This window comes from Phytobacter ursingii (assembly GCF_001022135.1).
GTDB lineage: Bacteria > Pseudomonadota > Gammaproteobacteria > Enterobacterales > Enterobacteriaceae > Phytobacter > Phytobacter ursingii.
This window is the reverse complement of sequence record NZ_CP011602.1, coordinates 4,219,502-4,241,628: the sequence shown is the minus strand read 5'-3', so window position 1 is coordinate 4,241,628 and position 22,127 is coordinate 4,219,502. Positions and strand designations below refer to the sequence as shown.

The window sequence follows — 22,127 nt, the reverse complement described above, 5'->3', positions numbered from 1 at the left end:
TTTCCTTTAACGCGTGGTGTTGTGTTTTGTTATAAAAAAGGCCGGGGTCGAGCCCGGCCGTCAGTACTGTTTATCGCGTGAGGAAATTTTATTCAAACAAATTAAGATGAAGAGGATTCATGTAGCAGGGCGGATGTTTTCCCAGCTCAGCCCGAAGCGCGCGAGGTATTTGCGCAGACGGTCAGCATCATTCGGATTAGCCTTTTTTAAGCGTGAAACGGCAAACAATTCACGCCCGGCGTCGGAAATCGAGCGGTGACGTCGACACACCTCCAGTACCGTTTCCAGTTGGCGTTGCTCAAACAGATCGATTTCCTCTGCTAAAGGGGGGAGTGAAGATGGTGTCTGCCAGGCGTGCTGCAAACGGGCTATTTCTTCTTCGGCATTAGCCAGAGTGATACGTCCCTGTTCGGCCAGCGTCGCCATACGAGCAATCGAGGAACTCAGTTCACGAAAGTTACCGCGCCACTGTGCCTGTCCGGAACAGGTAAATGCCAGATAACGTTCACGCGCGTCTTTGTCGAAACGGATCTGAGTCTGGGCTTCGGCGCTAAAGCGCTGGAGTTCGAATTCAATATTCGGCGCAATATCTTCCCGTCTTTCAGCAAGTCCCGGCAGAGCAAACGTCCACATATTGATACGCGCATAGAGATCCTCACGGAATTTCCCTTCCTCCACCCACTGGCGCATGTCGCGGTGTGTACCGGCAATAAGCTGAAAATCACTGTGGACCTCTTTATCCGAGCCAAACGGGAAGAACGTTTTTTCTTCAATGGCTTTCAGCAGCATCGCTTGCTCATCCAGGCCCAGCTCCGCAATTTCATCCAGAAAAAGCACCCCGCCATCGGCTTCGCGCAGCAGACCCATTCGTGGCGTTAGCGCCCCGGTAAATGCCCCTTTCACATGGCCAAACAATGTCGACATGGCGTTATCGCCTCGCAACGTGGCGCAGTTTACCGCCACCAGTTTGCCCGCCACACGATGGCGCGACTGGCGAAGCTGGAAAATACGTTTTGCCAGGAAGGATTTGCCCGCCCCGGTGGGCCCGGTCAACAGAATCGGTGCCGTGGAGCGCAAGGCCACCCGTTCAATTTGATCGATAAGCTTATTAAACGTTGTGTTGCGTGTATCGATGCCGGCTTTGAGCAGCGAAACCGACTGTTGCTGTTCGCGTTGAAAGCGGCTGGTTAAGGTTGCATAGCGGCTTAAATCGAGATCGATAACCGAGCAAACGCCGGCGGCAATATCTTCCTCCGAAGCCCCTTTCGGCGCCGGGCTGGTTTGCAGCAGGCTGGCGGGCAGATAGCGAGCCTCTGTCAGCAAAAACCAGCAGATCTGCGCCACGTGCGTGCCGGTGGTGATATGCACCAGATACTCTTCGTTTTCTGTATCGAAATCATAGTGGCTGGCGAAATCCAGGAACGCGGCATACACCTCTTCAAAATCCCACGGATCGCGAATAGTCACCGGATGAGGGCGTACGGTGGTTTGCGGTGAAAGCAGTGCGATATCTTCCGCCAACTGTTGGGCCATGCCTTCATCGCGCGGCTGATGGAGCAACTCCAGCCGATCAACCGGAAAGTCCGGCTGCTGGCATAACCCAACGGTTGGCCGCCATTTACGAAAGCGATTTGCCCGCTTGCCGCGTTTATCCAACACTGTTCCCAGTACACCTATCACCACTCTGCGCTTTTGCATTTTTATCCTTAAAGATAAATAACGATAAATAAATATAAAAAAATTACCGGGATACCAGCAAGTGAACAAAGAGATGAAAATTTAATTTCTTAAATATCAGTAAATTAAAATTTAATGTTCCACTTCTTCCAACCTGGCACGCTTCTGGCAATACCTGATATGTCACGACGCTGAGCACGCAGGGGATTATGCCCCGCCAGCGCACCCGGAACGGTAAGACGTTATCCGCGGGGCGTTCTGTCAGCCGAGAGACACCATGAGGGTTCGATTCCCAACTCACCTTTCCGGTGAACACTGGTTGTGTTCGTAAACGCGCCGTCGGGTGGTTAGCGATGGCAATGAACCGGCGCCGATAAGGGCTCCGGGTCGCAGGCAAAACAGGCTGGCAGTGGTGGTCTGTTTCCCTCCGGCTCCGATCCTGCATTCGCGCCGGTACGTGAAAATTTAAGGAAGATCAAATGAATAAAAAAATCACTCTCCGCCAGGGACAAGTGGGCCTGCTGGTAAAAGCAGGCGATTACACAAAAATTCTTGAGGCAGGAGAGCACCGCCTTTCCTGGTTTAATAAGCAAGAGGTCATGGTCGTTGAGCTCAATGGCAGCGATGTGTCGGCAGAACTGGCGAATTATCTGCGCCGTTTCAGACCTGAGTGGGTCGAGGCGTACTGCCTGAGCGTCGATACCACCGGGCATGAGGTGGCTGCGCTCTACCGTGACGGCATCCTGGTGGAAATTATCCCGCCAGCGTCACGCCGCCTGTTCTGGCAGGACGGTAGCCTGAGCGTGGTGTTGATCGATACCCGGGATGTGCGTGTACCTGAGAGCATCATGAATGCCGTATTGCAGCCACGTAGCGGCGCAGCCGTTAAAGGCCGGGATGCCATACTGGCGGTTAATGTCGCGGCATGGCACGTCGGTGTAGTAAAAATCGATGGTGTAACACAACCTTTGTTGCCACCGGGATTGAGCGCTTACTGGAAAGTGAACCATCTGGTTGATGCAGACGTTGTCGATACGCGTTTGCAATTGATGGAAGTGTCCGGCCAGGAAATCCTGACCAAAGACAAAGTGAACCTGCGCATCAACCTGGGGGCGAACTGGCAATACAGCGATGTGTTACAGGCATTTAGCCAGTTAACCAAACCGCTGGACCACCTGTATCGCGAATTGCAGTTTGCCCTGCGTGAAGCGGTGGGAACCCGTACGCTGGACGAACTGCTGGAAGACAAGCAAATCATCGATGAGGTAGTCAGTGCTCAGGTAAAAACACGCATGGCTCCCTTTGGCATGGATGTCGCGTCGCTGGGTGTGCGGGACATCGTGTTGCCGGGCGATATGAAAACCATTCTGGCGAAGCTGGTGGAAGCGGAAAAATCGGCGCAGGCGAACGTGATTCGTCGGCGTGAAGAGACAGCGGCAACCCGCTCATTGCTTAATACCGCGAAAGTCATGGAAAACAACCCGGTAGCGCTGCGCTTAAAAGAGCTGGAAACGCTGGAAAAAGTGGCTGAACGTATCGATAAAATCTCGGTATTCGGTGGCCTCGATAACGTCCTGAATGGACTGGTGAGTATTAAAGGATAATCAAATGCAGCATAACGAATTTCAACTGCTGACGGCGCAGGACAGTGCGCCGATAAAAATGTGGACTCACGGGGTGCCGGTAGAGCCAGAGGCGCGTGAACAGTTGCAGAATACCGCGAAGATGCCGTTTATTTTTCAGCATCTGGCGGTAATGCCCGATGTACATCTTGGTAAAGGTTCCACCATCGGCAGCGTGATCCCGACCAAAGGGGCCATTATCCCGGCGGCGGTTGGTGTGGATATTGGTTGTGGGATGATCGCCGTGCGCACCTCGCTGGTGGCAAGCGATTTACCGGATAACCTGAGCGGGCTTCGCAGCGCAATCGAACAGGCGGTGCCGCATGGGCGTACCAGTACACGTTCCGGCCGGGATAAAGGGGCGTGGGAAACGCCCCCGCAGGAAGTGGATAACCACTGGACAATGCTGGCGGCACGGTTTAAGCGTTTGACGGATAACTATCCGCAGCTATTGAAAACCAATAATTATCAGCACCTGGGAACGCTGGGTACGGGCAACCATTTTATTGAGGTCTGCCTGGATGAACAGCAACGTGTATGGGTGATGTTACATAGCGGTTCGCGCGGTGTGGGTAATGCCATTGGTACGCTGTTTATCACGCTGGCCCAACAGGACATGCAGCAGCATATTGCCAACCTGCCGGATAAAAACCTGGCCTATTTCAGGGAGGGGAGTAAGCACTATGACGACTATATGGAAGCCGTGTCGTGGGCCCAGGACTTTGCCCGTCATAACCGGGAAGTGATGATGTCGCGCGTACTGGCGGCGCTGTCGCGTATCGTGACAAAACCGTTCATGACCCAGCAGGAGGCGGTGAATTGCCACCATAACTACGTGCAAAAAGAGACCCATTTTGGCGAAGAGGTGCTGGTGACGCGTAAAGGCGCGGTCTCGGCACAAAAAGGTCAGATGGGGATTATTCCCGGTTCGATGGGGGCGAAAAGCTTTATCGTACGTGGATTGGGAAATGAAGAGAGCTTCTGTTCTTGTAGCCACGGCGCAGGGCGCACGATGAGTCGTACGGCAGCGAAAAAGCGCTTTACGGTTGATGACCAGATTCGGGCGACCGCTCACGTTGAGTGTCGTAAAGACAGCGACGTTATTGATGAAATTCCGATGGCCTATAAAGATATCGACGCGGTGATGGCGGCGCAGGCGTCGCTGGTGGAGATTGTTCACACCTTACGTCAGGTGGTCTGTGTAAAAGGATAAAGAAATGACGGAGAACGGCGTGGATGCCGCGATGCGTGAACGCGTGCGGCAGCAATTAAAAGAAGTAGAGCAGCGTTACGGCGTCAGAGTGCTGTATGCCTGCGAATCCGGCAGCCGTGGCTGGGGTTTTGCCTCGCCGGACAGCGACTATGATGTGCGTTTTTTATATGTGCATCCGCCGCAGTGGTATCTGCGTGTAGAGGCGCCGCGTGATGTGATTGAACTGCCCATTGATGATGAGCTGGACGTGAGCGGCTGGGAGTGGCGTAAAGCGTTAGGTTTGCTAAAAAGCGCAAACCCAACGCTGATCGAGTGGCTGGATTCGCCGGTGGTCTATCAGCAAGACGATGCCACCGTCGGTGCGCTTAAGGCGGAGATGCCGAAATGGTTTTCTGCCGTGCGGGCGCGCTGGCATTACTACTCCATGGCCCGCAGAAACTTCCATCAGTATTTGCAGGGCGATAAGGTGCGATTAAAGAAATACTTTTATGTGCTGCGCCCGTTACTGGCGGTGCGTTGGGTGGAAGCGGGAAAAGGCGTACCGCCGATGCGCTTTGCCGAACTGTTGGCCGGAAGCGAACTGGATGCGCAATTGCGTCTGGAAATCGATGATTTACTGGCACGTAAGCAGCGTGCAGGGGAAGCGCAATACGGCGCGCGTCTGCCACGCTTACACGCGTTTATCGCGGACGAGATCGAAAGGGGAACCCTTCCCCCCACGTTACCGGAAAGCCGGGAAGGCGACGTCAGAACGTTGGACGCGTTGCTGTACCGGACGGTCATGGGGCAGATGTAGGTTGGGCAAGCAACGCTTCCCGGATGCGGCGCAAACGCCTTATCCGGGCTACGGCTGGTTGCTAAATTACGGTTACCCCGGATGGCGGCGTAAACGCCTTGTCCGGGCTACAGCCCGTAGCCCCGGTAAGCGCAGCGCCACCGGGGAAACAACGCCTGCGATCACTCGAACAAATTATGATGCAGCTTCTGCACAACCTGCTCTGCTTCGGCGCCCGGCACCAGGAAACACAGGTTGTGGCTGGACGCGCCGTAGCAAATCATGCGGATGTTGAACGGATCCAACACGCCGAAGACCTCTTTGCCAACACCGCAGGCTTTAGACAGGTCATTACCAATGATCGCCACCAGTGCAAGATTCTCTTCCACTTCCACACGGCAGAGTGAAGAAAGTTCGGTCAGCAGACCCTGCGTGAGCAGTGTATCGCCCGTTGACGTGGAGCCGGTGGTATCCAGGGTCAGCGCCACGCTCACCTCCGACGTGGTGATCAGGTCAACCGAAATACTGTGGCGCGCCAGAATGCCGAACACTTCCGCCAGGAAGCCACGAGAATGCAACATGTTCAGGCTGTGTAGCGTCAACAGGGTCTGTTTGCGACGTAGCGCCAGCGCGCGGAATAGCGGCGGGTTGCTGGTTTTGTTGCACACCAGCGTGCCGCCTGCTTTCGGGTCTTTGCTGGAACCGACAAAGACCGGGATATCGCTACGAACGGCTGGCAACAAGGTCGCCGGATGCAGAACTTTCGCCCCGAAGGTCGCCATTTCAGCGGCCTCTTCAAAGGCAATCTCGTCAATGCGTTTGGCGGCAGGCACCACGCGTGGGTCGGTGGTATAGATGCCGGGGACATCGGTCCAGATATCGACGCGGGTCGCATGCAACGCTTCGCCGAGCAGCGCGGCGGTGTAGTCGCTGCCGCCACGGCCCAGTGTGGTGGTGCGACCTTTCGCTTCACTGCCAATAAAGCCCTGGGTAATGACGATGCCGTCGGCAAGACGTGGGGCGAGTTGCTGAGTCGCCAGCTCTGCGAGAGCAGCTACGTCCGGCTCAGCGCGGCCAAAGCGATCGCTGGTACGCATCACTTTACGCACGTCAAACCACTGCGCCTGCACATTGCGTTCACGCAGGATTTCAACAAACAACAGGGTGGACATCAGTTCGCCGTGGCTGACCAGTTCATCGGTTAATGCATTGGAGGTGGCCAGTGAAGCGGCTTCTGCCAGAGTGGTGATATTTTCCAGCAGACGTTCGATCTCTTCGCGAATGACGTTTGGATTGACCAGACGTTCCAGAATATCGAACTGAATTTTGCGAATCGCATCGAGCTTAACGAAACGCTCAGTCGCCTCCAGCCCTTCGGCAAGCGCAACCAGCAAATTGGTAACACCGGCAGAGGCAGAAAGCACGACCAGACGTACGCTCGCATCGGAAAGCACCACGTCCGCACTGTGGTTCATTGCATCAAAATTTGCCACGCTGGTACCGCCGAATTTGGCGACGACGAGCGGGGAAACGGAGTGACTCATTGTTATAACCTCGTGTCAGGGAAGCCTGGCGTATAACGTCAGACAAAATTACTCAGCCATGGCACAAGGGAAGAGCGAAAAGGGGTAGGCGCAGAGCAAAAGACAACTACGATTACACCCAGAAGTGCTCCACCACTTGTGAAACGCCCGACTGCGAACGTTTCTGGTGACAACTCAAGGGATTCAGCCCCTGTAGCCGATGATGAATGCCGCCATGCAATTCACCACCTCGGCGTTACTCCCCCTCAGGTGTTTTCTTCAGAATGGCTCTTCCAACACCGTACCTGGGTAACGCTCCTCTTCTGGCCCGCGCGCGCGCAGGTAGCGCCCTAATAAATAAAGGCTAGCGGCATCGCTGTCAATGTTACGATTATGCGGATTTTTCATGCAGACGAATCGATTAGAAAAACGCCTTATATTGGACGTATTTATCGCGTAAAAAGGGTCGTTTTAGCGACGCTGCTGGACAGCGACACAAAAACCATCACAATTTTCATTCGCAGGCGCTACAATCGACCGCAGTCACAATTCTCAAATCAGAAGAGTATTGCTAATGAAAAACATCAACCCAACGCAGACCGCTGCCTGGCAGGCATTACAGAAACACTTTGATGAAATGAAAGACGTTACTATCGCGGATCTGTTCGCGAAAGATGCCGATCGTTTCTCTAAATTCTCCGCGACCTTCGATGATTTAATGCTGGTGGATTTCTCCAAAAACCGCATCACCGAAGAGACCCTGAGCAAACTGCAGGATCTGGCCAAAGAGACCGCTCTGGCCGATGCGATCAAGTCCATGTTCTCCGGTGAGAAAATCAACCGTACCGAAGATCGCGCCGTGCTGCACGTGGCGCTGCGTAACCGTAGCAATACCCCGATTATTGTTGACGGCAAAGATGTGATGCCGGAAGTCAACGCCGTGCTGGAAAAAATGAAAGCGTTCTCCGAAGCGATCATTTCGGGTAGCTGGAAAGGCTATACCGGTAAAGCGATTACCGACGTGGTTAACATCGGTATCGGCGGTTCTGACCTCGGCCCGTTCATGGTGACCGAAGCGCTGCGCCCATATAAAAATCACCTTAACATGCACTTCGTTTCTAACGTCGATGGTACCCACATCGCCGAAGTGCTCAAGAAAGTAAATCCGGAAACCACGCTGTTCCTGGTGGCGTCCAAGACCTTCACCACTCAGGAAACCATGACCAACGCCCACAGTGCGCGTGACTGGTTCCTGGCGACCGCGGGTGATAACAAACATGTGGCGAAACACTTCGCCGCGCTCTCGACCAACGGTAAAGCGGTGGGCGAGTTTGGTATCGACACGGCGAACATGTTTGAGTTCTGGGACTGGGTCGGCGGCCGTTACTCTCTGTGGTCTGCCATCGGCCTGTCTATCATTCTGTCCGTGGGCTTCGACAACTTTGTTGAACTGCTTTCCGGCGCACATGCGATGGATAAACACTTCTCCACCACCGCACCTGAGAAAAACCTGCCGGTACTGCTGGCGCTGATCGGTATCTGGTACAACAACTTCTTCGGGGCCGAAACCGAAGCGATTCTGCCATACGACCAGTACATGCACCGCTTTGCCGCCTACTTCCAGCAGGGCAACATGGAATCCAACGGGAAATACGTTGACCGTAACGGCAACGCGGTGGATTACCAGACGGGCCCCATTATCTGGGGTGAGCCGGGTACCAACGGTCAGCACGCGTTCTACCAGCTGATTCACCAGGGCACCAAAATGGTTCCTTGCGACTTTATCGCTCCGGCGATTACCCACAACCCGCTGTCCGATCACCATCCGAAACTGCTGTCTAACTTCTTCGCCCAGACCGAAGCATTAGCGTTCGGTAAATCCCGCGACGTGGTTGAGCAGGAATATGCGGACCAGGGTAAAGATCCGAAGACGCTGGAACACGTGGTGCCGTTTAAAGTGTTTGAAGGCAACCGTCCGACCAACTCCATCCTGCTTCGCGAAATTACCCCGTTCAGCCTGGGGGCGTTGATCGCGCTGTATGAGCATAAAATCTTTACCCAGGGCGCGATCCTCAACATCTTTACCTTCGACCAGTGGGGCGTTGAGCTTGGCAAACAGCTGGCTAACCGCATCCTGCCGGAGCTGGGTGATGATAAAGAAGTCAGCAGCCATGACAGTTCCACGAATGGCCTGATTAATCTTTATAAAGCCTGGCGTTAATATCGTTCAGCGATAAGGGTGAGCGAAATAGGTAAATTAAAATGCCGACATAACGTCGGCATTTTATTATCGGATAATTCTTGTTGTTCCGTCGTCGACATAATTCTTCATTATGAGGTTATTCTGAAAAAACAGAATATCCAGTTAATACCTCAGTGTTATTTTCAGATGTTACGTATACTTCCCTATTGCTGAAATATTTGTAACTTCATGAAATACAATATTTTTATTTTAAATTAATATCTGCAATTTATCGATTTTATCCAATTTTCTTAAAACTTCCCGCTGCGTTTCCCATTCGGCAAATAGCCTGCTTTAGTTGTGTATACTCGTTCTCGCCTGTTTATTTTCAGGCAAATCTCCATTCATTCAATGAAGGGAAATTGATATGAAAAAAGCACTGTATGGCATTTTTGCCATTACCGCGCTTGCGGCGACTTCTGCTTTTGCGGCACCGATTGAAGTGGGTGACGCGGCAGGGTCGGCAGCGACGACTGTTTCTGCGGGTAGCTCCTCAGCAACCAGCGTCAGCACCGTAAGTTCTGCGGTGGGTGTTGCCCTTGCGGCAACCGGTGGCGGTGATGGCTCCAATACCGGAACCACGACCACCACGACCACCAGTACTCAATAACGGCGAGTACTTTAATCATAACCACACTTCGGTGTGGTTATTTCGTCCCCCTCTGGAGAAGAGTCGTGAAGCGACCCGCAATCATCCTGATTTGCCTGCTGATTCAGGCCTGTTCATCCACCACCAAAGGGCTGGGCCATTCACTGTGGAACAGCGTGTTCGGCACGCCCGGCGTCCAGTTAACCGAGGACGAAATCCAGAATATGCCCTACGCCAGCCAGTATGTGCAGCTCAATGGCGGACCGCAGCTCTTCGTGGTGCTCGCCTTCTCAGAAGACGGGCTGCAGAAGTGGGCAACACAGGATCAGGCCATTTTCGTTACCCGGCATTATCGCATTGTGAAAACCCTGACCAACGGCGACAACCTGCTGGAGGTGAATAACCTGGCGGCAGACCCGTTAGCCAACCCGAATCAAATTATTGATGGCGCGAGCTGGACCCGCACGATGGGCTGGACGGAGCACAAACAGGTGCGTTACGCGACGGCACGCTCGGTCTTCCACTGGAATGGTTCGGACTCGGTCACGCTGGGCAGCGAATCCACCCATGTTCGCATTCTTGATGAAGAGATTACGACGGACCAGACCCACTGGCGTAACCGTTACTGGGTGGACGAAGACGGATTAATTCGTCAGTCGGAACAGTACCTGGGGGCGAACTGGTTCCCGGTCAGAACCACGCTTATCAAGGCGGCGAAATCATGAGGCTCTTATCCGCTAGCGCGTTTTTACTCTGCTGCGCCTCTTCGCTGGCGCAGGCGGCGGGCAACGTCAATGTCTATATCGCAGGCGACAGTAAACCCAAAATACTCACCAACGCGGCGCGTCTGATTGATGTTGTCGGGCAGCCCCGTCTGGCACAAAGCTGGTGGCCCGGAGCCGTCATCAGCGAGCGGCAGGCCACGGCTCTTGAAGAGCAGCGCCAGCAGGCGTTACTGGGCCGCCTTAGCGCGCTGGCCGCCGAGGAAGAGGGCGATGATGCGGCAGCGATAAACAGCCTGCGTCGCCAGGTCCAGGCGCTGCGTGTGACGGGGCGGCAACAAATCAATCTCGACCCGGATTATGTGCGCATCAAAACGCGTGCTAACCCTCCGCTGGAGGGCGAGTACAGCTTGTGGGTGGGACCCCGGCCCACGACTGTCACCGTGGTGGGGCTGGTGAGCCAACCGGGTAAAAAGCCCTTTACGCCAGGGCGTGATGTGGTGAGTTACCTCAATGAGATGAGTTTGCTGAGCGGGGCGGAAAAAAGCGATGCCTGGCTGATTTATCCCAATGGTCGGACAGAGAAAGTGCCGGTGGCGTACTGGAACCGACGCCATGTTGAACCTATGCCAGGCAGCGTGATTTTTGTCGGCTTCGCTCCAGCGTTATGGGGCGATCGCTACGAAGTGCTGAACGCTGACATTCTTCGCTTACTGACGCATCGGATACCGGAAGAATAATGAAAAAATCGTTTGTCATCAGTGTCCTGGCGCTAAGTGTGAGTGCCGCCTGCCAGGCTGAAACGTATCCGGCACCTGTTGGGCCCTCGCAATCGGATTTTGGTGGCGCAGGGCTGTTGCAAACGCCTACAGCCCGTATGGCGCCTGCGGGGGAAATCAGCCTCAATTATCGCGATAACGACCAGTACCGCTACTACTCAGGCTCAATGCAGCTTTTCCCGTGGCTGGAAACCACACTGCGTTATACCGATGTTCGAACCCGCAAATACAGCAGCGTGGAGGCCTTCTCCGGAGATCAGTCGTACAAAGATAAAGCTTTCGATCTGAAAGTACGTTTATGGGAAGAGGGATACTGGCTGCCGCAGGTGGCGGTTGGCGCGCGCGATATCGGTGGTACCGGCCTGTTTGACGGTGAGTACATTGTGGCAAACAAAGCCTGGGGCCCCTTTGATTTCTCTCTCGGGCTTGGCTGGGGATATCTGGGCACCTCTGGCAATATCAAAAACCCGCTTTGTACCTATAAACAAAAATTCTGCTATCGCGATAACAGCTATAACCAGGCGGGCTCTGTGGATGCCAGCCAGATGTTCCATGGCCCGACCGCGCTTTTCGGCGGGGTGGAATACCAGACGCCCTGGCAACCGCTGCGTCTGAAACTGGAATATGAAGGCAATAACTATCAGCAGGACTTTGCCGGTAAGCTACCGCAAAAGAGTAAGTTTAACATCGGCGCGATTTATCGGGTGACGGACTGGGCCGACGTTAACCTGAGCTATGAGCGTGGGAATACCGTGATGTTTGGTTTTACCCTGCGCAATAATTTCAATGAGTTGCGTCCGAACTACAACGATAACTCACGTCCGAAGTATCAGCCGCAGCCCCAGGATGCCATTCTTCAGCACTCCGTCGTGGCCAATCAATTGACCTTGCTCAAGTACAATGCCGGGTTTGCCAATCCACAAATTCAGGTGAAAGGCGACACGCTCTACGTGACCGGAGAACAGGTGAAATACCGTGACTCCCAGGAAGGCGTGATACGCGCAAATCGCATCATCATGAACGATTTGCCGGAGGGTATCCGCACGATCCGCGTGACGGAAAACCGTCTGAATATGCCGCAGGTCACCACCGAAACCGATGTTGCCAGCCTGCAGCGTCACCTTGAAGGCGAACCGCTGGGTCAGGAAACGCAACTGGTGCAACAGCGCGTTGAGCCGATTGTGCCGGATTCGCCGGAACAGGGCTGGTATATCGAGAAGTCGAGCTTTGATTTCCACATCGACCCGGTGTTAAACCAGTCCGTTGGTGGTCCGGAAAGTTTCTACATGTACCAGCTTGGGGCGATGGCGACCGCAGACTGGTGGCTGAGCGATCATCTGCTGACAACCGGCAGCCTGTTCGCCAACATCGCTAACAACTACGACAAATTTAATTACACCAATCCGCCGCCGGATTCAAAACTGCCACGTGTGCGTACCCGCGTGCGTGAGTATGTGCAAAATGATGTCTACGTGAACAACCTGCAGGCCAACTACTTCCAGTACATGGGCAACAATTTCTATGGTCAGGTTTACGCCGGTTATCTGGAAACGATGTACGGTGGCGCGGGTGCGGAGGTGTTATGGCGTCCGGTTGACAGCAACTGGGCCTTCGGTATTGACGCCAACTACGTGAAACAGCGTGACTGGCGCAGCGCGCAGGACATGATGAAGTTTACGGATTATAGCGTTAAAACCGGGCACTTAACGGCCTACTGGACACCCCCGTTCGCCCAGGATGTGCTGATCAAAGCGAGCGTCGGGCAATATCTGGCGGGTGATAAAGGCGGCACCCTGGAAGTGGCTAAACATTTCGACAGCGGGGTGGTTGTCGGGACGTATGCCACTATCACCAACGTGTCGCCGAAAGAGTACGGGGAGGGGGATTTTACCAAAGGGGTGTATGTCTCTATTCCTATGGATCTCTTCACTTCCGGCGCCACCCGCAGCCGTGCGGCCGTGGGCTGGACGCCGCTGACGCGTGATGGCGGACAAATGCTGGGACGTAAGTTTGATCTTTACAGTATGACCAGCGATAAGAGTTTGAATTTCCGTTAATTCCCGGATGCGGCGCAAACGCCTTATCCGGGCTACGACCGGGCGTGTAGCCCCGGTAAGCGCAGCGCCAGCGGGGGATTCCCGGATGCGGCACAAACGGCTTATCCGGGCTACGACCGGGCGTGTAGCCCCGGTAAGCGCAGCGCCAGCGGGGGATTCCCGGATGCGGCGCAAACGCCTTATGCGGCTACGACCGGGTGTGTAGCCCCGGTAAGCGCAGCGCCACCGGGGGGCTATAATCGCCGCAACAGCCTCGCCGGATTGCCTGCGTAAACCCCTTTCTCGGTAATCGATTTTGTAACCACGCTACCAGCGCCAATCACCACGCCATCGCAAAGGGTCACCGCCAGAATAGTGGCGCCGCTGCCAATCGACACGTCATTACCCACCACGATCCTGCCCCAGCTTTCCCTGTCCGGGTTGGGTTTGCCTTCCCGGAACATATCGTTAGCGAACATCACGCCATGGCCGATAAAACAGCGCTCGCCAATGGTCACGTATTCACAGATAAAACTGTGAGACTGGATTTTGCTGCCCTTGCCGATTTTCGAATGTCCCTGAATTTCAACAAAAGGTCCGATGAAAACGTCTTCTGCCAGTTCACAGTCATAAAGGTTCACCGGGTCATAAATCACCACGTTTTCGCCGCATATCACGTTACGGATGGTCGCCTGCCGAATATTCGCACTCATCACAGCTCCTTAAATGGCCTTGCCCAGAATATGCAGCGTGCTCTGCTGCGAGGCGGTACTGAAGACGGTATCACGCAGATGTTGAAAACCCTGGCGTTCATAGAATCGACGGGCCTGCGGGTTGGCATCCAGCACTTCCAGCCAGAGAAAATGTTCACCATGCGCCCGCGCGCGACGGATGACCTCCTGGATAACCTGTTCCCCATAACCTTTGCCGGTCGCCTGCGGCAAAAAATAGAGTTTATGCAGTAGCGTCCCTGACGGGCCCTGGGGGCCAGCGGCAGCATGCCAGCTAAATTTGGCAAAGCCGACCGGGATACCGTCAGAAAGAGCGATCAGCCAGCAGCAGCGCTTGTCCTGCACACTCTGCTGCACAACGGGCAGCGCATATTCCTGTGTGAGAAAATTCGCCAGTTCATCTTTTTCCTGCCACAAATGGGCGAAATGATAGGTGTAGCTGGCGTACGCCATATCATGGAGCCGTTCGGCATCATCAACCTGCGCCTTACAGATTGTAAGCATTAGATTTGTCACTCCCTGTTTGCATGCTTGCAGGGGGATATGTCATCACGAGGAAGCACAAAATATAAGCAAAAAATCTAGATCTGGATCACATTTTTGCGTTATACAGAAAGCTCGCCACAGAGAATGAGGTGCCGGTATGACAATGCCATCGCTAACTGTTCGTCCACGCGTTGAGTTTATCTCCACCGTTCTCCAGACCGTGCTGAATCTGGGTTTGTTGAGTCTTGGCCTGATTCTGGTTGTCTTCCTGGGTAAGGAGACGCTGCATCTGGCGGATGTCCTTTTCGCGCCTGAACAAACCAGCAAGTATGCGCTGGTGGAAGGGCTGGTGGTTTACTTTCTCTACTTTGAATTTATCGCACTGATTGTGAAGTACTTTCAGTCCGGTTTTCACTTCCCGCTACGTTATTTTATCTACATTGGGATCACCGCGATTGTGCGGCTGATCATCGTCGATCATAAATCCCCGATGGATGTGCTGATTTATTCGGGCGCGATCCTGCTGTTAGTGATCACTCTTTGGCTGTGTAACTCTAAGCGACTGAAACGCGAGTAAAAAAATGGCGCTCCGGGGAGCGCCTAACAACAGTCACAAGTTAACTCGTCATACTTCGTGTTGCAGGTGCGTTGGCGGCGCTCGTTTACCCCAGTCACTTACTTCAGTAAGCTCCCGGGGATGCTCTCTCTTGCCGCCTTCCTGCAACCCGAATTATTTAGAGTTTCGGGTCAATATTCCAATGAGGACTACAGTGGCATATATACTCGTCATACTTCACGTTGCAGATGCGTTGGCTACACTCGTTCACCCCGGTCACTTACTCCAGTAAGCTCCCGGGGACTCTCTCATTTGCCGCCTTCCTGCCACGCGAATTATTTAGAGTATGACGATAAAAATTAACCTTTTACACCGCCCGCGGTGAGGCCGTTAACCAGCCAACGCTGCGCAAGCAGAAAGACAACCGTAATCGGGATGGCTGACAGCACCGCTGCTGCCGCAAAGTCGCCCCACAGATAGTTTTGCGGGTTGAGGTATTGCTGCATGCCAACGGCCAGGGTGTAGCTGTTGACATCGCGCAGTAGCAACGATGCTACGGGTACTTCGGTGATCGCAGCGATAAACGACAGGATGAACACTACCGCCAGAATCGGCACCGACAGCGGCAACAGTACCAGACGGAATGCCTGCCACGGCGTCGCGCCATCCAGCGCAGCCGCTTCCTCCAGCGAGTTGTCGATGGTTTCGAAATAACCTTTAATCGTCCAGACGTGCAGGGCGATGCCGCCCATATAGGCGAAAATAACCCCGCCGTGGGTGTTCAGGCCGATAAACGGAAGGTACTGGCCCAGACGGTCAAACAGGGCGTACAGGGCAACCAGCGACAATACCGCCGGGAACATCTGGAAAATCAGCATCCCTTTCAACAGCGTCGCTTTGCCGGGAAAGCGCATACGGGCAAAGGCATAGGCGCAGGTCGTCGAGAGCGCTACCACACCAATGGCGGTAATCGCGGCGATCTTGATGGAGTTCCACAACCACAGCAGCACCGGGAAGGGAGGAGGCGTTACGCGACCATCGGCGTGCTCCACGCTAAAGCCCAGCGCCAGTTTCCAGTGCTCCCACGAGATGCTTTCCGGAATCAGACTCCCGGTGGCGAAATTACCTTCGCGCAGAGAGATAGTGACCACCATCAGCAGCGGGAACATGATTGCGGCGATGAACACCAGCAATAATAAATGGGTAACGAATAACCTTAACTTTTGCGATTTCGCCTGGACCATAGCCATAATCATCGCCCTCCTTAATCAAATTTCATGCGTGTGGCTTTCAGATTGACGATGGCAAGCACGCCAACCAGCAAGAAAATCAGCGTGGCGATAGCGGCGGCGAGGCCAAAATCTTGCCCACCGCCACCTTCAAAGGCAATGCGGTAGGTGTAGCTGACCAACAGGTCGGTGTAGCCCGCAGGCGTGGTGGTGCCGATACGATCCGGGCCACCGTTAGTCAACAACTGAATCAACACGAAGTTATTAAAGTTAAAGGCGAAACTGGCAATCATCAGCGGCGTGAGCGGCTTGATCAGCAGCGGCAAAGTGATGCGGAAAAAGTTCTGGAACGGCCCGGCGCCATCCATTGCCGAGGCTTCATACAAATCGTCCGGAATCGCTTTCAGCAGCCCCATGCACAGAATCATCATGTACGGATAACCGAGCCAGGTGTTGACGATAATGATCATCGAACGTGCCGTGGTCGGGTCGCTAAACCACGCCGGTTTGATGCCAAACAGCGCGCTCAGCATCATGTTGATCTCACCGAAGCTCTGGTTAAACAGCCCCTTGAAGATCAGAATCGAGATAAACGACGGTACGGCGTAAGGCAGAATCAGCAGGACGCGGTAGATGGCCTTGCCTTTCAGCGATTCCCACTGCACCAGACAGGCCAGCACCATGCCGACGGCAACGGTCAACACGACGGTTAGCAGCGAGAAGACCACCGTCCAGACGAAAATCTCAATAAACGGTTTCTGGATACCCTCATCGGTAAAGACGCGCATGAAGTTATCCCAGCCAATGGTCACGGTGTATCCCGGACTGAGCTTTTCATCACCCCAGCTGTTATCGGCATTAACCGCCTGGTAGAAACCCAGACTGTTATTAGGACGGTATTTCACACCACTCTGCTTGTTGGTGAGCGTGCCGTCCTCCGCCATGCTGTACAGCGGCGTGGTACCTGAGAACTGACGCAGCGAACTCATCACAACATTGCTGTTATCTGGCAACACGGCGGTCAGCTGGTTGAGCGCGGTGCGGTTTTGTGTGACGTCACGCAGGGTGCCACGTTCACCCGCAGGTAGGGCATCCGTCTCTTTTAAGACGATTTTTTGCTCGCCCCCGAGTTTAAAGGCGTCCGAAAGAAAGTTTTTGCCGCTTTCCCCGTCGGTCAGGGCCAGTCGCCAGCTTCCCTCTGACGGGAAAAGGGTAAAGTTATAGGTTTTGCCCGCCTGATAAGAGCGGTCCATCAGCACCTGCTGCGCGCGTTCTTGCGTGAGCTGGTGGGTACTACTGTAGTTAGTAAACGCAATGGCGATGGTACAAATCAACGGGAACAGGACAAACAGCCCCATCCCTGCCAGGCCCGGATAAACATAACGCCAGGCGTAGGTTTTACGGTTAGCGAAGATGTACAGGCCAGCCGAGCTCAGGATCAGCGTCGTGATGGCGAAAAGGTATTCCCCTTGTGCGTACATTAAAACTACAAGGTATCCCACCAGTAAGCCCAGCAGACCTATCACTGACCATTTCAGCGCGTCGCTTTGCCACCAGTGCTTCTTTTTAATGACATCCATGGGGATCTTCCTCTACAACAATTAAACAACCCTCACCCCAACCCTCTCCCTGAGGGAGAGGTGGCGGTTTTCTCCTTCTCCCTTGAGGGAGAAGGCCGGGATGAGGGGGGAACAGCCTGACTTACTTCGTAATACGGCCCTGTGCGTCTTTCAGCGCAGCATCGACAGTCTGACGACCGCTCACAGCGTTGATAACCGCGGTGCGGGTGGCGTACCAGAAGGCGGCCATCTGCGGGATGTTCGGCATGATTTCGCCTTTCTGGGCGTTATCCATCGTTGCCGCAATACGTGGGTCTTTCGCTAACTGCTCCTGGAAGGATTTCAGCGCTACTGCGCCGAGCGGTTTGTCTTTGTTCACTTCTTCCAGACCCTGATCGGTAATCAGGTAGTTTTCCAGAAACTCTTTTGCCAGTTCTTTGTTCGGGCTGGCGGCGTTAATACCGGCGCTCAGCACGCCAACGAACGGTTTGGACGCTTTGCCTTTAAAGGTTGGCAAAGAGGTTACGCCGTAGTTGATTTTGCTCTTATCAATGTTGCCCCACGCCCATGGACCGTTGATGGTCAGCGCAGTCTCGCCTTTGTTAAACGCGGCTTCGGCGATGGAGTAATCCGTATCCGCATTCATATGTTTGTCTTTGATGAGTTTGACCAGGAAACCCAGACCTGCTTTCGCGCCTGCGCTGTCCACGCCGACGTCTTTCACGTCATATTTACCGTTTTCAAACTTGAAGGCATAACCGCCATCAGCAGCAATCAGCGGCCAGGTGAAGTACGGTTCTTGCAGGTTGAACATCAGCGCGCTCTTACCTTTCGCTTTCAGCTCTTTATCCAGCGCGGGGATTTCTTCCCAGGTTTTAGGCGGGTTCGGCACCAGATCTTTGTTGTAAATCAGTGAGAGGGATTCCACGGCGACCGGGTAGGCGATCAACTTGCCGTTATAACGCACTGCATCCCAGGTGAACGGGAATAACTTGTCCTGGAAGGCTTTATCCGGGGTCACTTCTGCCAGCAGGCCAGACTGCGCGTAGCCGCCAAAACGGTCATGGGCCCAGAAAATAATGTCCGGGCCATCACCGGTGGCCGCAACTTGCGGGAATTTCTCTTCCAGCTTATCCGGGTGCTCAACGGTGACCTTAATACCGGTATCTTTCTCGAATTTTTTACCCACTTCGGCCAGGCCGTTATAGCCTTTGTCGCCGTTGATCCAGATAACCAGCTTACCTTCTTCAATCTTTGCGAGGGCAGAAGCGGAGAACATCATCGTCGTCAGTGCGGACAATGCGAGGATGCGTGCGCCTGTTTTGAATTTCATATATCCCGTCCTTTAGGTGATGTGCTCGTGGATATGTTTGGTGGTCTAACGGGGTGTAGTCTCCTTTGTTGGCAAGCGCTTCTCATCCTCCTCAAACCTACGCCCCCGGGGGTATTTGTGTGATCTCTGTTACATAAAGTTTCTTTATGTGTGTCAGCGCACATAAAAAACCACCGATTTTTGCCGCCTGCGTCACGAAAATCGCCCCGGCCTCCGGCGCCCCGGGGCAGACTCGTCCCTCTCATCCTCCCGTCTCCTCCCCCATAAAAAAGCGAGGGGGTGGAGGATTCGCCAGCGTTATCAATAGCCCATAGTCAGCCCATCTTGAATGTTTCTGTAAGTGACAGGTTGTAACGAAGGGAGAAGGGCATGGCGAGCGTACAGCTGCGGAATGTAACGAAAGCCTGGGGCGATGTGGTGGTGTCAAAAGACATCAATCTCGACATCCACGAAGGAGAGTTCGTGGTGTTTGTCGGTCCGTCAGGCTGTGGGAAGTCGACGCTGCTGCGCATGATTGCGGGTCTGGAAACCATTACCAGCGGCGATTTGTTTATTGGCGATGCCCGCATGAACGATATCCCGCCCGCCGAGCGCGGCGTGGGCATGGTGTTTCAGTCTTACGCACTCTATCCCCACCTTTCCGTGGCGGAGAACATGTCATTTGGCTTAAAGCTGGCCGGGGCGAAAAAAGAGGTCATTAACCAGCGAGTAACGCAGGTAGCAGAAGTCTTGCAACTGGCGCATTTACTGGAGCGTAAACCGAAAGCCTTGTCTGGCGGTCAGCGTCAGCGTGTGGCGATTGGCCGTACGCTGGTGGCGGAACCGCGCGTTTTTCTGCTGGATGAACCGTTATCCAACCTTGATGCCGCACTGCGTGTACAGATGCGTATCGAGATTTCACGCCTGCATAAGCGTCTGGGTCGCACGATGATTTACGTCACCCATGATCAGGTGGAAGCGATGACGCTGGCCGACAAAATTGTGGTGCTGGACGCTGGTCGCGTCGCCCAAGTGGGCAAACCGCTTGAGCTTTACCACTACCCATCAGACCGCTTTGTCGCCGGGTTTATTGGTTCGCCAAAAATGAATTTCCTGCCGGTGAAGGTTACCGCTACCGCCATTGAACAAGTCCAGGTCGAGTTGCCTAACCGCCAGCAGGTCTGGCTGCCTGTCGACAGCGCCAATGTGCAGGTCGGCAGCAATATGTCACTCGGTATTCGCCCTGAACACTTGCTGCCCAGCGACATCGCCGATGTCACCCTGGAAGGTGAGGTTCAGGTCGTTGAACAGCTCGGTCACGAAACACAAATTCACATCCAGATCCCCGCCATCCGTCAAAACCTGGTCTACCGCCAGAATGACGTGGTGTTGGTAGAAGAGGGGGCCACATTCGCTATCGGTCTGCCACCGGAGCGCTGTCATCTTTTCCGTGAAGATGGCACCGCCTGTCGTCGGTTGCATAAAGAGCCGGGCGTTTAAGGTCTCCCATTAAAAAAGCAAAACGCTAAACCATTCGCGACGGTATCGACGCGGTAAGCGAATGACAAATTCGTCAGGAACGAATTTGAACAGCCGAAGGCTGCCTTCGGTGAGGGACAGGGATGTCCTTCCTTCATTGTCGGGATCGTACGGCGAGTACGTGACTAGGGGTGAAGAAGTGCAGCCAACGAAGAGGCAGTCCGAAGGGCGGCGCGTTTAAAGAAAAGCAATGATCTCAGGAGATAGAATGATGACTACTCTGCGCAAAGTTCCACTGGCAATCGCCATCGCCGCGGGCATTTTGTCTGCCCAGGCGGGCGCTGTCGATTTTAAAGGCTATGCCCGTTCGGGTATTGGCTGGACCGGCAGTGGCGGCGAGCAACAGTGCTTCCAGGCCACCGGTGCTCAAAGTAAGTATCGTCTTGGTAACGAATGCGAAACCTACGCCGAACTGAAACTGGGCCAGGAAGTGTGGAAAGAAGGCGACAAGAGCTTCTACTTCGATACCAACGTAGCCTACTCCGTTGCCCAACGGAATGACTGGGAAGCGACCAGCCCTGCGTTCCGTGAAGCCAACGTTCAGGGTAAAAACCTGATCGACGCGCTGCCGGGCTCCACCATCTGGGCAGGTAAACGCTTCTATCAACGTCATGACGTTCACATGATCGACTTCTACTACTGGGATATCTCTGGTCCTGGTGCCGGTCTTGAAAACGTTGACGTTGGCTTCGGTAAACTCTCTTTAGCGGCAACCCGTTCATCTGAAGCGGGCGGTTCCGGTACTTTTGCTGACCGTGACTCGCTGGGTAATCGCGTGTATGACAACCTGGTGCCGAATGATGTCTTCGACGTGCGTTTAGCGCAAATGGCTGTCAACCCTGGCGGTACGCTGGAGTTCGGTGTGGATTACGGTCACACCAACCTGCCGGACAAATATGACCTGGCACCGGGCGCATCGAAAGATGGCTGGATGTTCACCGCTGAACATACCCAGAGCATGATGAAGGGTTACAACAAGTTTGTTCTGCAGTACGCAACAGACTCCATGACCTCTAACGGTAAAGGTATTCCGCAGGGCGGCAGCATCAACAACAACGGTTCACTGTGGCGCGTGCTGGATCACGGTGCAATCAACCTCGCTGAAAGCTGGGACCTGATGTATGTCGGTATGTACCAGGATATCAACCGTGACGACAACAACGGTACCAAATGGTGGACCGTGGGCGTACGTCCTATGTACAAATGGACGCCGATCATGAGCACCCTGCTGGAAGTGGGTTATGACAACGTCAAATCCCAGCGCACCAGCGAAACCAACAACCAGTACAAAATCACCCTTGCTCAACAGTGGCAGGCTGGCGACAGCATCTGGTCTCGTCCGGCGATTCGTGTTTTCGCAACCTACGCGAAGTGGGATGAGAAATGGGGCTATGCCAACAGTGATTCCGGTGCCGCTTACACCTCTGGCTTAGCGTATCGCGATACTTCCGCGAAAACCTTCAGCCGTGGTGATAACGACGAATGGAGCTTCGGCGCCCAGATGGAAATCTGGTGGTAATTCTCACCACCTGACGTA

At 54.1% G+C, this 22,127-nt stretch carries 18 protein-coding genes and 1 riboswitch; of the genes, 11 read left to right on the top strand and 7 right to left on the bottom strand.

Going from position 1 to position 22,127, the window contains the following annotated elements:
- Positions 1-117: 117 nt before the first annotated feature.
- Complete coding sequence (gene rtcR, locus AB182_RS23530) at positions 118-1,698, bottom strand: RNA repair transcriptional activator RtcR (RefSeq protein WP_047372211.1); 1,581 nt, start codon at positions 1,696-1,698, stop codon at positions 118-120.
- A 458-nt stretch (positions 1,699-2,156) separates the two neighbouring features.
- On the opposite strand from rtcR, the gene AB182_RS23525 reads away from it, so the two are divergent.
- The 3 genes from AB182_RS23525 to AB182_RS23515 are packed head-to-tail and all read left to right on the top strand — an operon-like array spanning position 2,157 to position 5,308.
- Entirely contained in the window at positions 2,157-3,281 is a 1,125-nt protein-coding gene (locus tag AB182_RS23525; protein WP_047372210.1) for a slipin family protein, read from the top strand.
- Positions 3,282-3,285: 4 nt separating this feature from the next.
- A complete protein-coding gene (locus AB182_RS23520; protein ID WP_047372209.1) occupies positions 3,286-4,512 on the top strand; it encodes an RtcB family protein in 1,227 nt (408 codons plus the stop codon).
- Between the two features lie 4 nt (positions 4,513-4,516).
- Complete coding sequence (locus tag AB182_RS23515; RefSeq protein ID WP_047372208.1) at positions 4,517-5,308, top strand: nucleotidyltransferase domain-containing protein; 792 nt, start codon at positions 4,517-4,519, stop codon at positions 5,306-5,308.
- 161 nt (positions 5,309-5,469) lie between these two features.
- Here AB182_RS23515 and lysC read toward each other — a convergent pair whose 3' ends face one another.
- Positions 5,470-6,831, bottom strand: coding sequence for a lysine-sensitive aspartokinase 3 (gene lysC / locus AB182_RS23510; RefSeq protein ID WP_047372207.1), 1,362 nt, complete (start codon positions 6,829-6,831; stop codon positions 5,470-5,472).
- A gap of 114 nt (positions 6,832-6,945) precedes the next feature.
- Positions 6,946-7,141: riboswitch (Lysine riboswitch) on the bottom strand.
- Between the two features lie 243 nt (positions 7,142-7,384).
- On the opposite strand from lysC, the gene pgi reads away from it, so the two are divergent.
- The 5 genes from pgi (at position 7,385) to AB182_RS23485 (ending at position 13,199) form a co-directional block, all read left to right on the top strand.
- A complete protein-coding gene (pgi, locus tag AB182_RS23505) occupies positions 7,385-9,031 on the top strand; it encodes a glucose-6-phosphate isomerase (RefSeq protein WP_047372206.1) in 1,647 nt (548 codons plus the stop codon).
- Positions 9,032-9,419: 388 nt separating this feature from the next.
- Positions 9,420-9,662 carry an exopolysaccharide production protein YjbE gene (gene yjbE / locus AB182_RS23500; RefSeq protein WP_047372205.1) on the top strand — a complete coding sequence of 81 codons (243 nt, stop codon included), beginning with the start codon at positions 9,420-9,422 and terminating at the stop codon, positions 9,660-9,662.
- A gap of 65 nt (positions 9,663-9,727) precedes the next feature.
- On the top strand, positions 9,728-10,366 hold the full coding sequence (locus tag AB182_RS23495; protein ID WP_047372204.1) for a YjbF family lipoprotein: 639 nt from the start codon (positions 9,728-9,730) through the stop codon (positions 10,364-10,366).
- On the top strand, positions 10,363-11,103 hold the full coding sequence (locus AB182_RS23490) for a capsule biosynthesis GfcC D2 domain-containing protein (RefSeq protein ID WP_047372203.1): 741 nt from the start codon (positions 10,363-10,365) through the stop codon (positions 11,101-11,103). Before AB182_RS23495 ends, AB182_RS23490 begins: the two co-directional genes overlap by 4 nt.
- On the top strand, positions 11,103-13,199 hold the full coding sequence (locus AB182_RS23485; RefSeq protein WP_047372202.1) for a YjbH domain-containing protein: 2,097 nt from the start codon (positions 11,103-11,105) through the stop codon (positions 13,197-13,199). The genes AB182_RS23490 and AB182_RS23485 overlap by 1 nt, the downstream gene beginning before the upstream one ends.
- A gap of 233 nt (positions 13,200-13,432) precedes the next feature.
- Here AB182_RS23485 and AB182_RS23480 read toward each other — a convergent pair whose 3' ends face one another.
- Together AB182_RS23480 and AB182_RS23475 are read right to left on the bottom strand one after the other, a co-directional pair.
- Complete coding sequence (locus tag AB182_RS23480; RefSeq protein WP_047372201.1) at positions 13,433-13,891, bottom strand: acyltransferase; 459 nt, start codon at positions 13,889-13,891, stop codon at positions 13,433-13,435.
- A gap of 9 nt (positions 13,892-13,900) precedes the next feature.
- Positions 13,901-14,413 (bottom strand): GNAT family N-acetyltransferase, encoded by a 513-nt coding sequence (locus tag AB182_RS23475; protein WP_047372200.1) that lies wholly within the window; start codon positions 14,411-14,413, stop codon positions 13,901-13,903.
- Positions 14,414-14,558: 145 nt separating this feature from the next.
- Between AB182_RS23475 and psiE the strand changes: the two genes are divergently transcribed.
- Complete coding sequence (gene psiE, locus AB182_RS23470) at positions 14,559-14,972, top strand: phosphate-starvation-inducible protein PsiE (RefSeq protein WP_039077938.1); 414 nt, start codon at positions 14,559-14,561, stop codon at positions 14,970-14,972.
- A 338-nt stretch (positions 14,973-15,310) separates the two neighbouring features.
- Here the strand turns inward: psiE and malG are convergent, their stop codons facing one another.
- From malG to malE, 3 genes are all read right to left on the bottom strand, one after another.
- Complete coding sequence (gene malG, locus AB182_RS23465) at positions 15,311-16,201, bottom strand: maltose ABC transporter permease MalG (RefSeq protein WP_047373420.1); 891 nt, start codon at positions 16,199-16,201, stop codon at positions 15,311-15,313.
- A 14-nt stretch (positions 16,202-16,215) separates the two neighbouring features.
- Entirely contained in the window at positions 16,216-17,760 is a 1,545-nt protein-coding gene (gene malF, locus AB182_RS23460; RefSeq protein ID WP_047372199.1) for a maltose ABC transporter permease MalF, read from the bottom strand.
- Positions 17,761-17,881: 121 nt separating this feature from the next.
- Positions 17,882-19,072 (bottom strand): maltose/maltodextrin ABC transporter substrate-binding protein MalE, encoded by a 1,191-nt coding sequence (gene malE, locus AB182_RS23455; RefSeq protein ID WP_047372198.1) that lies wholly within the window; start codon positions 19,070-19,072, stop codon positions 17,882-17,884.
- 369 nt (positions 19,073-19,441) lie between these two features.
- Between malE and malK the strand changes: the two genes are divergently transcribed.
- On the top strand, positions 19,442-20,551 hold the full coding sequence (malK, locus tag AB182_RS23450) for a maltose/maltodextrin ABC transporter ATP-binding protein MalK (protein ID WP_047372197.1): 1,110 nt from the start codon (positions 19,442-19,444) through the stop codon (positions 20,549-20,551).
- Positions 20,552-20,798: 247 nt separating this feature from the next.
- Positions 20,799-22,109: a maltoporin gene (locus AB182_RS23445; RefSeq protein WP_047372196.1), complete on the top strand. Its 1,311-nt coding sequence runs from the start codon at positions 20,799-20,801 to the stop codon at positions 22,107-22,109.
- The last annotated feature ends 18 nt before the right edge of the window (positions 22,110-22,127 follow it).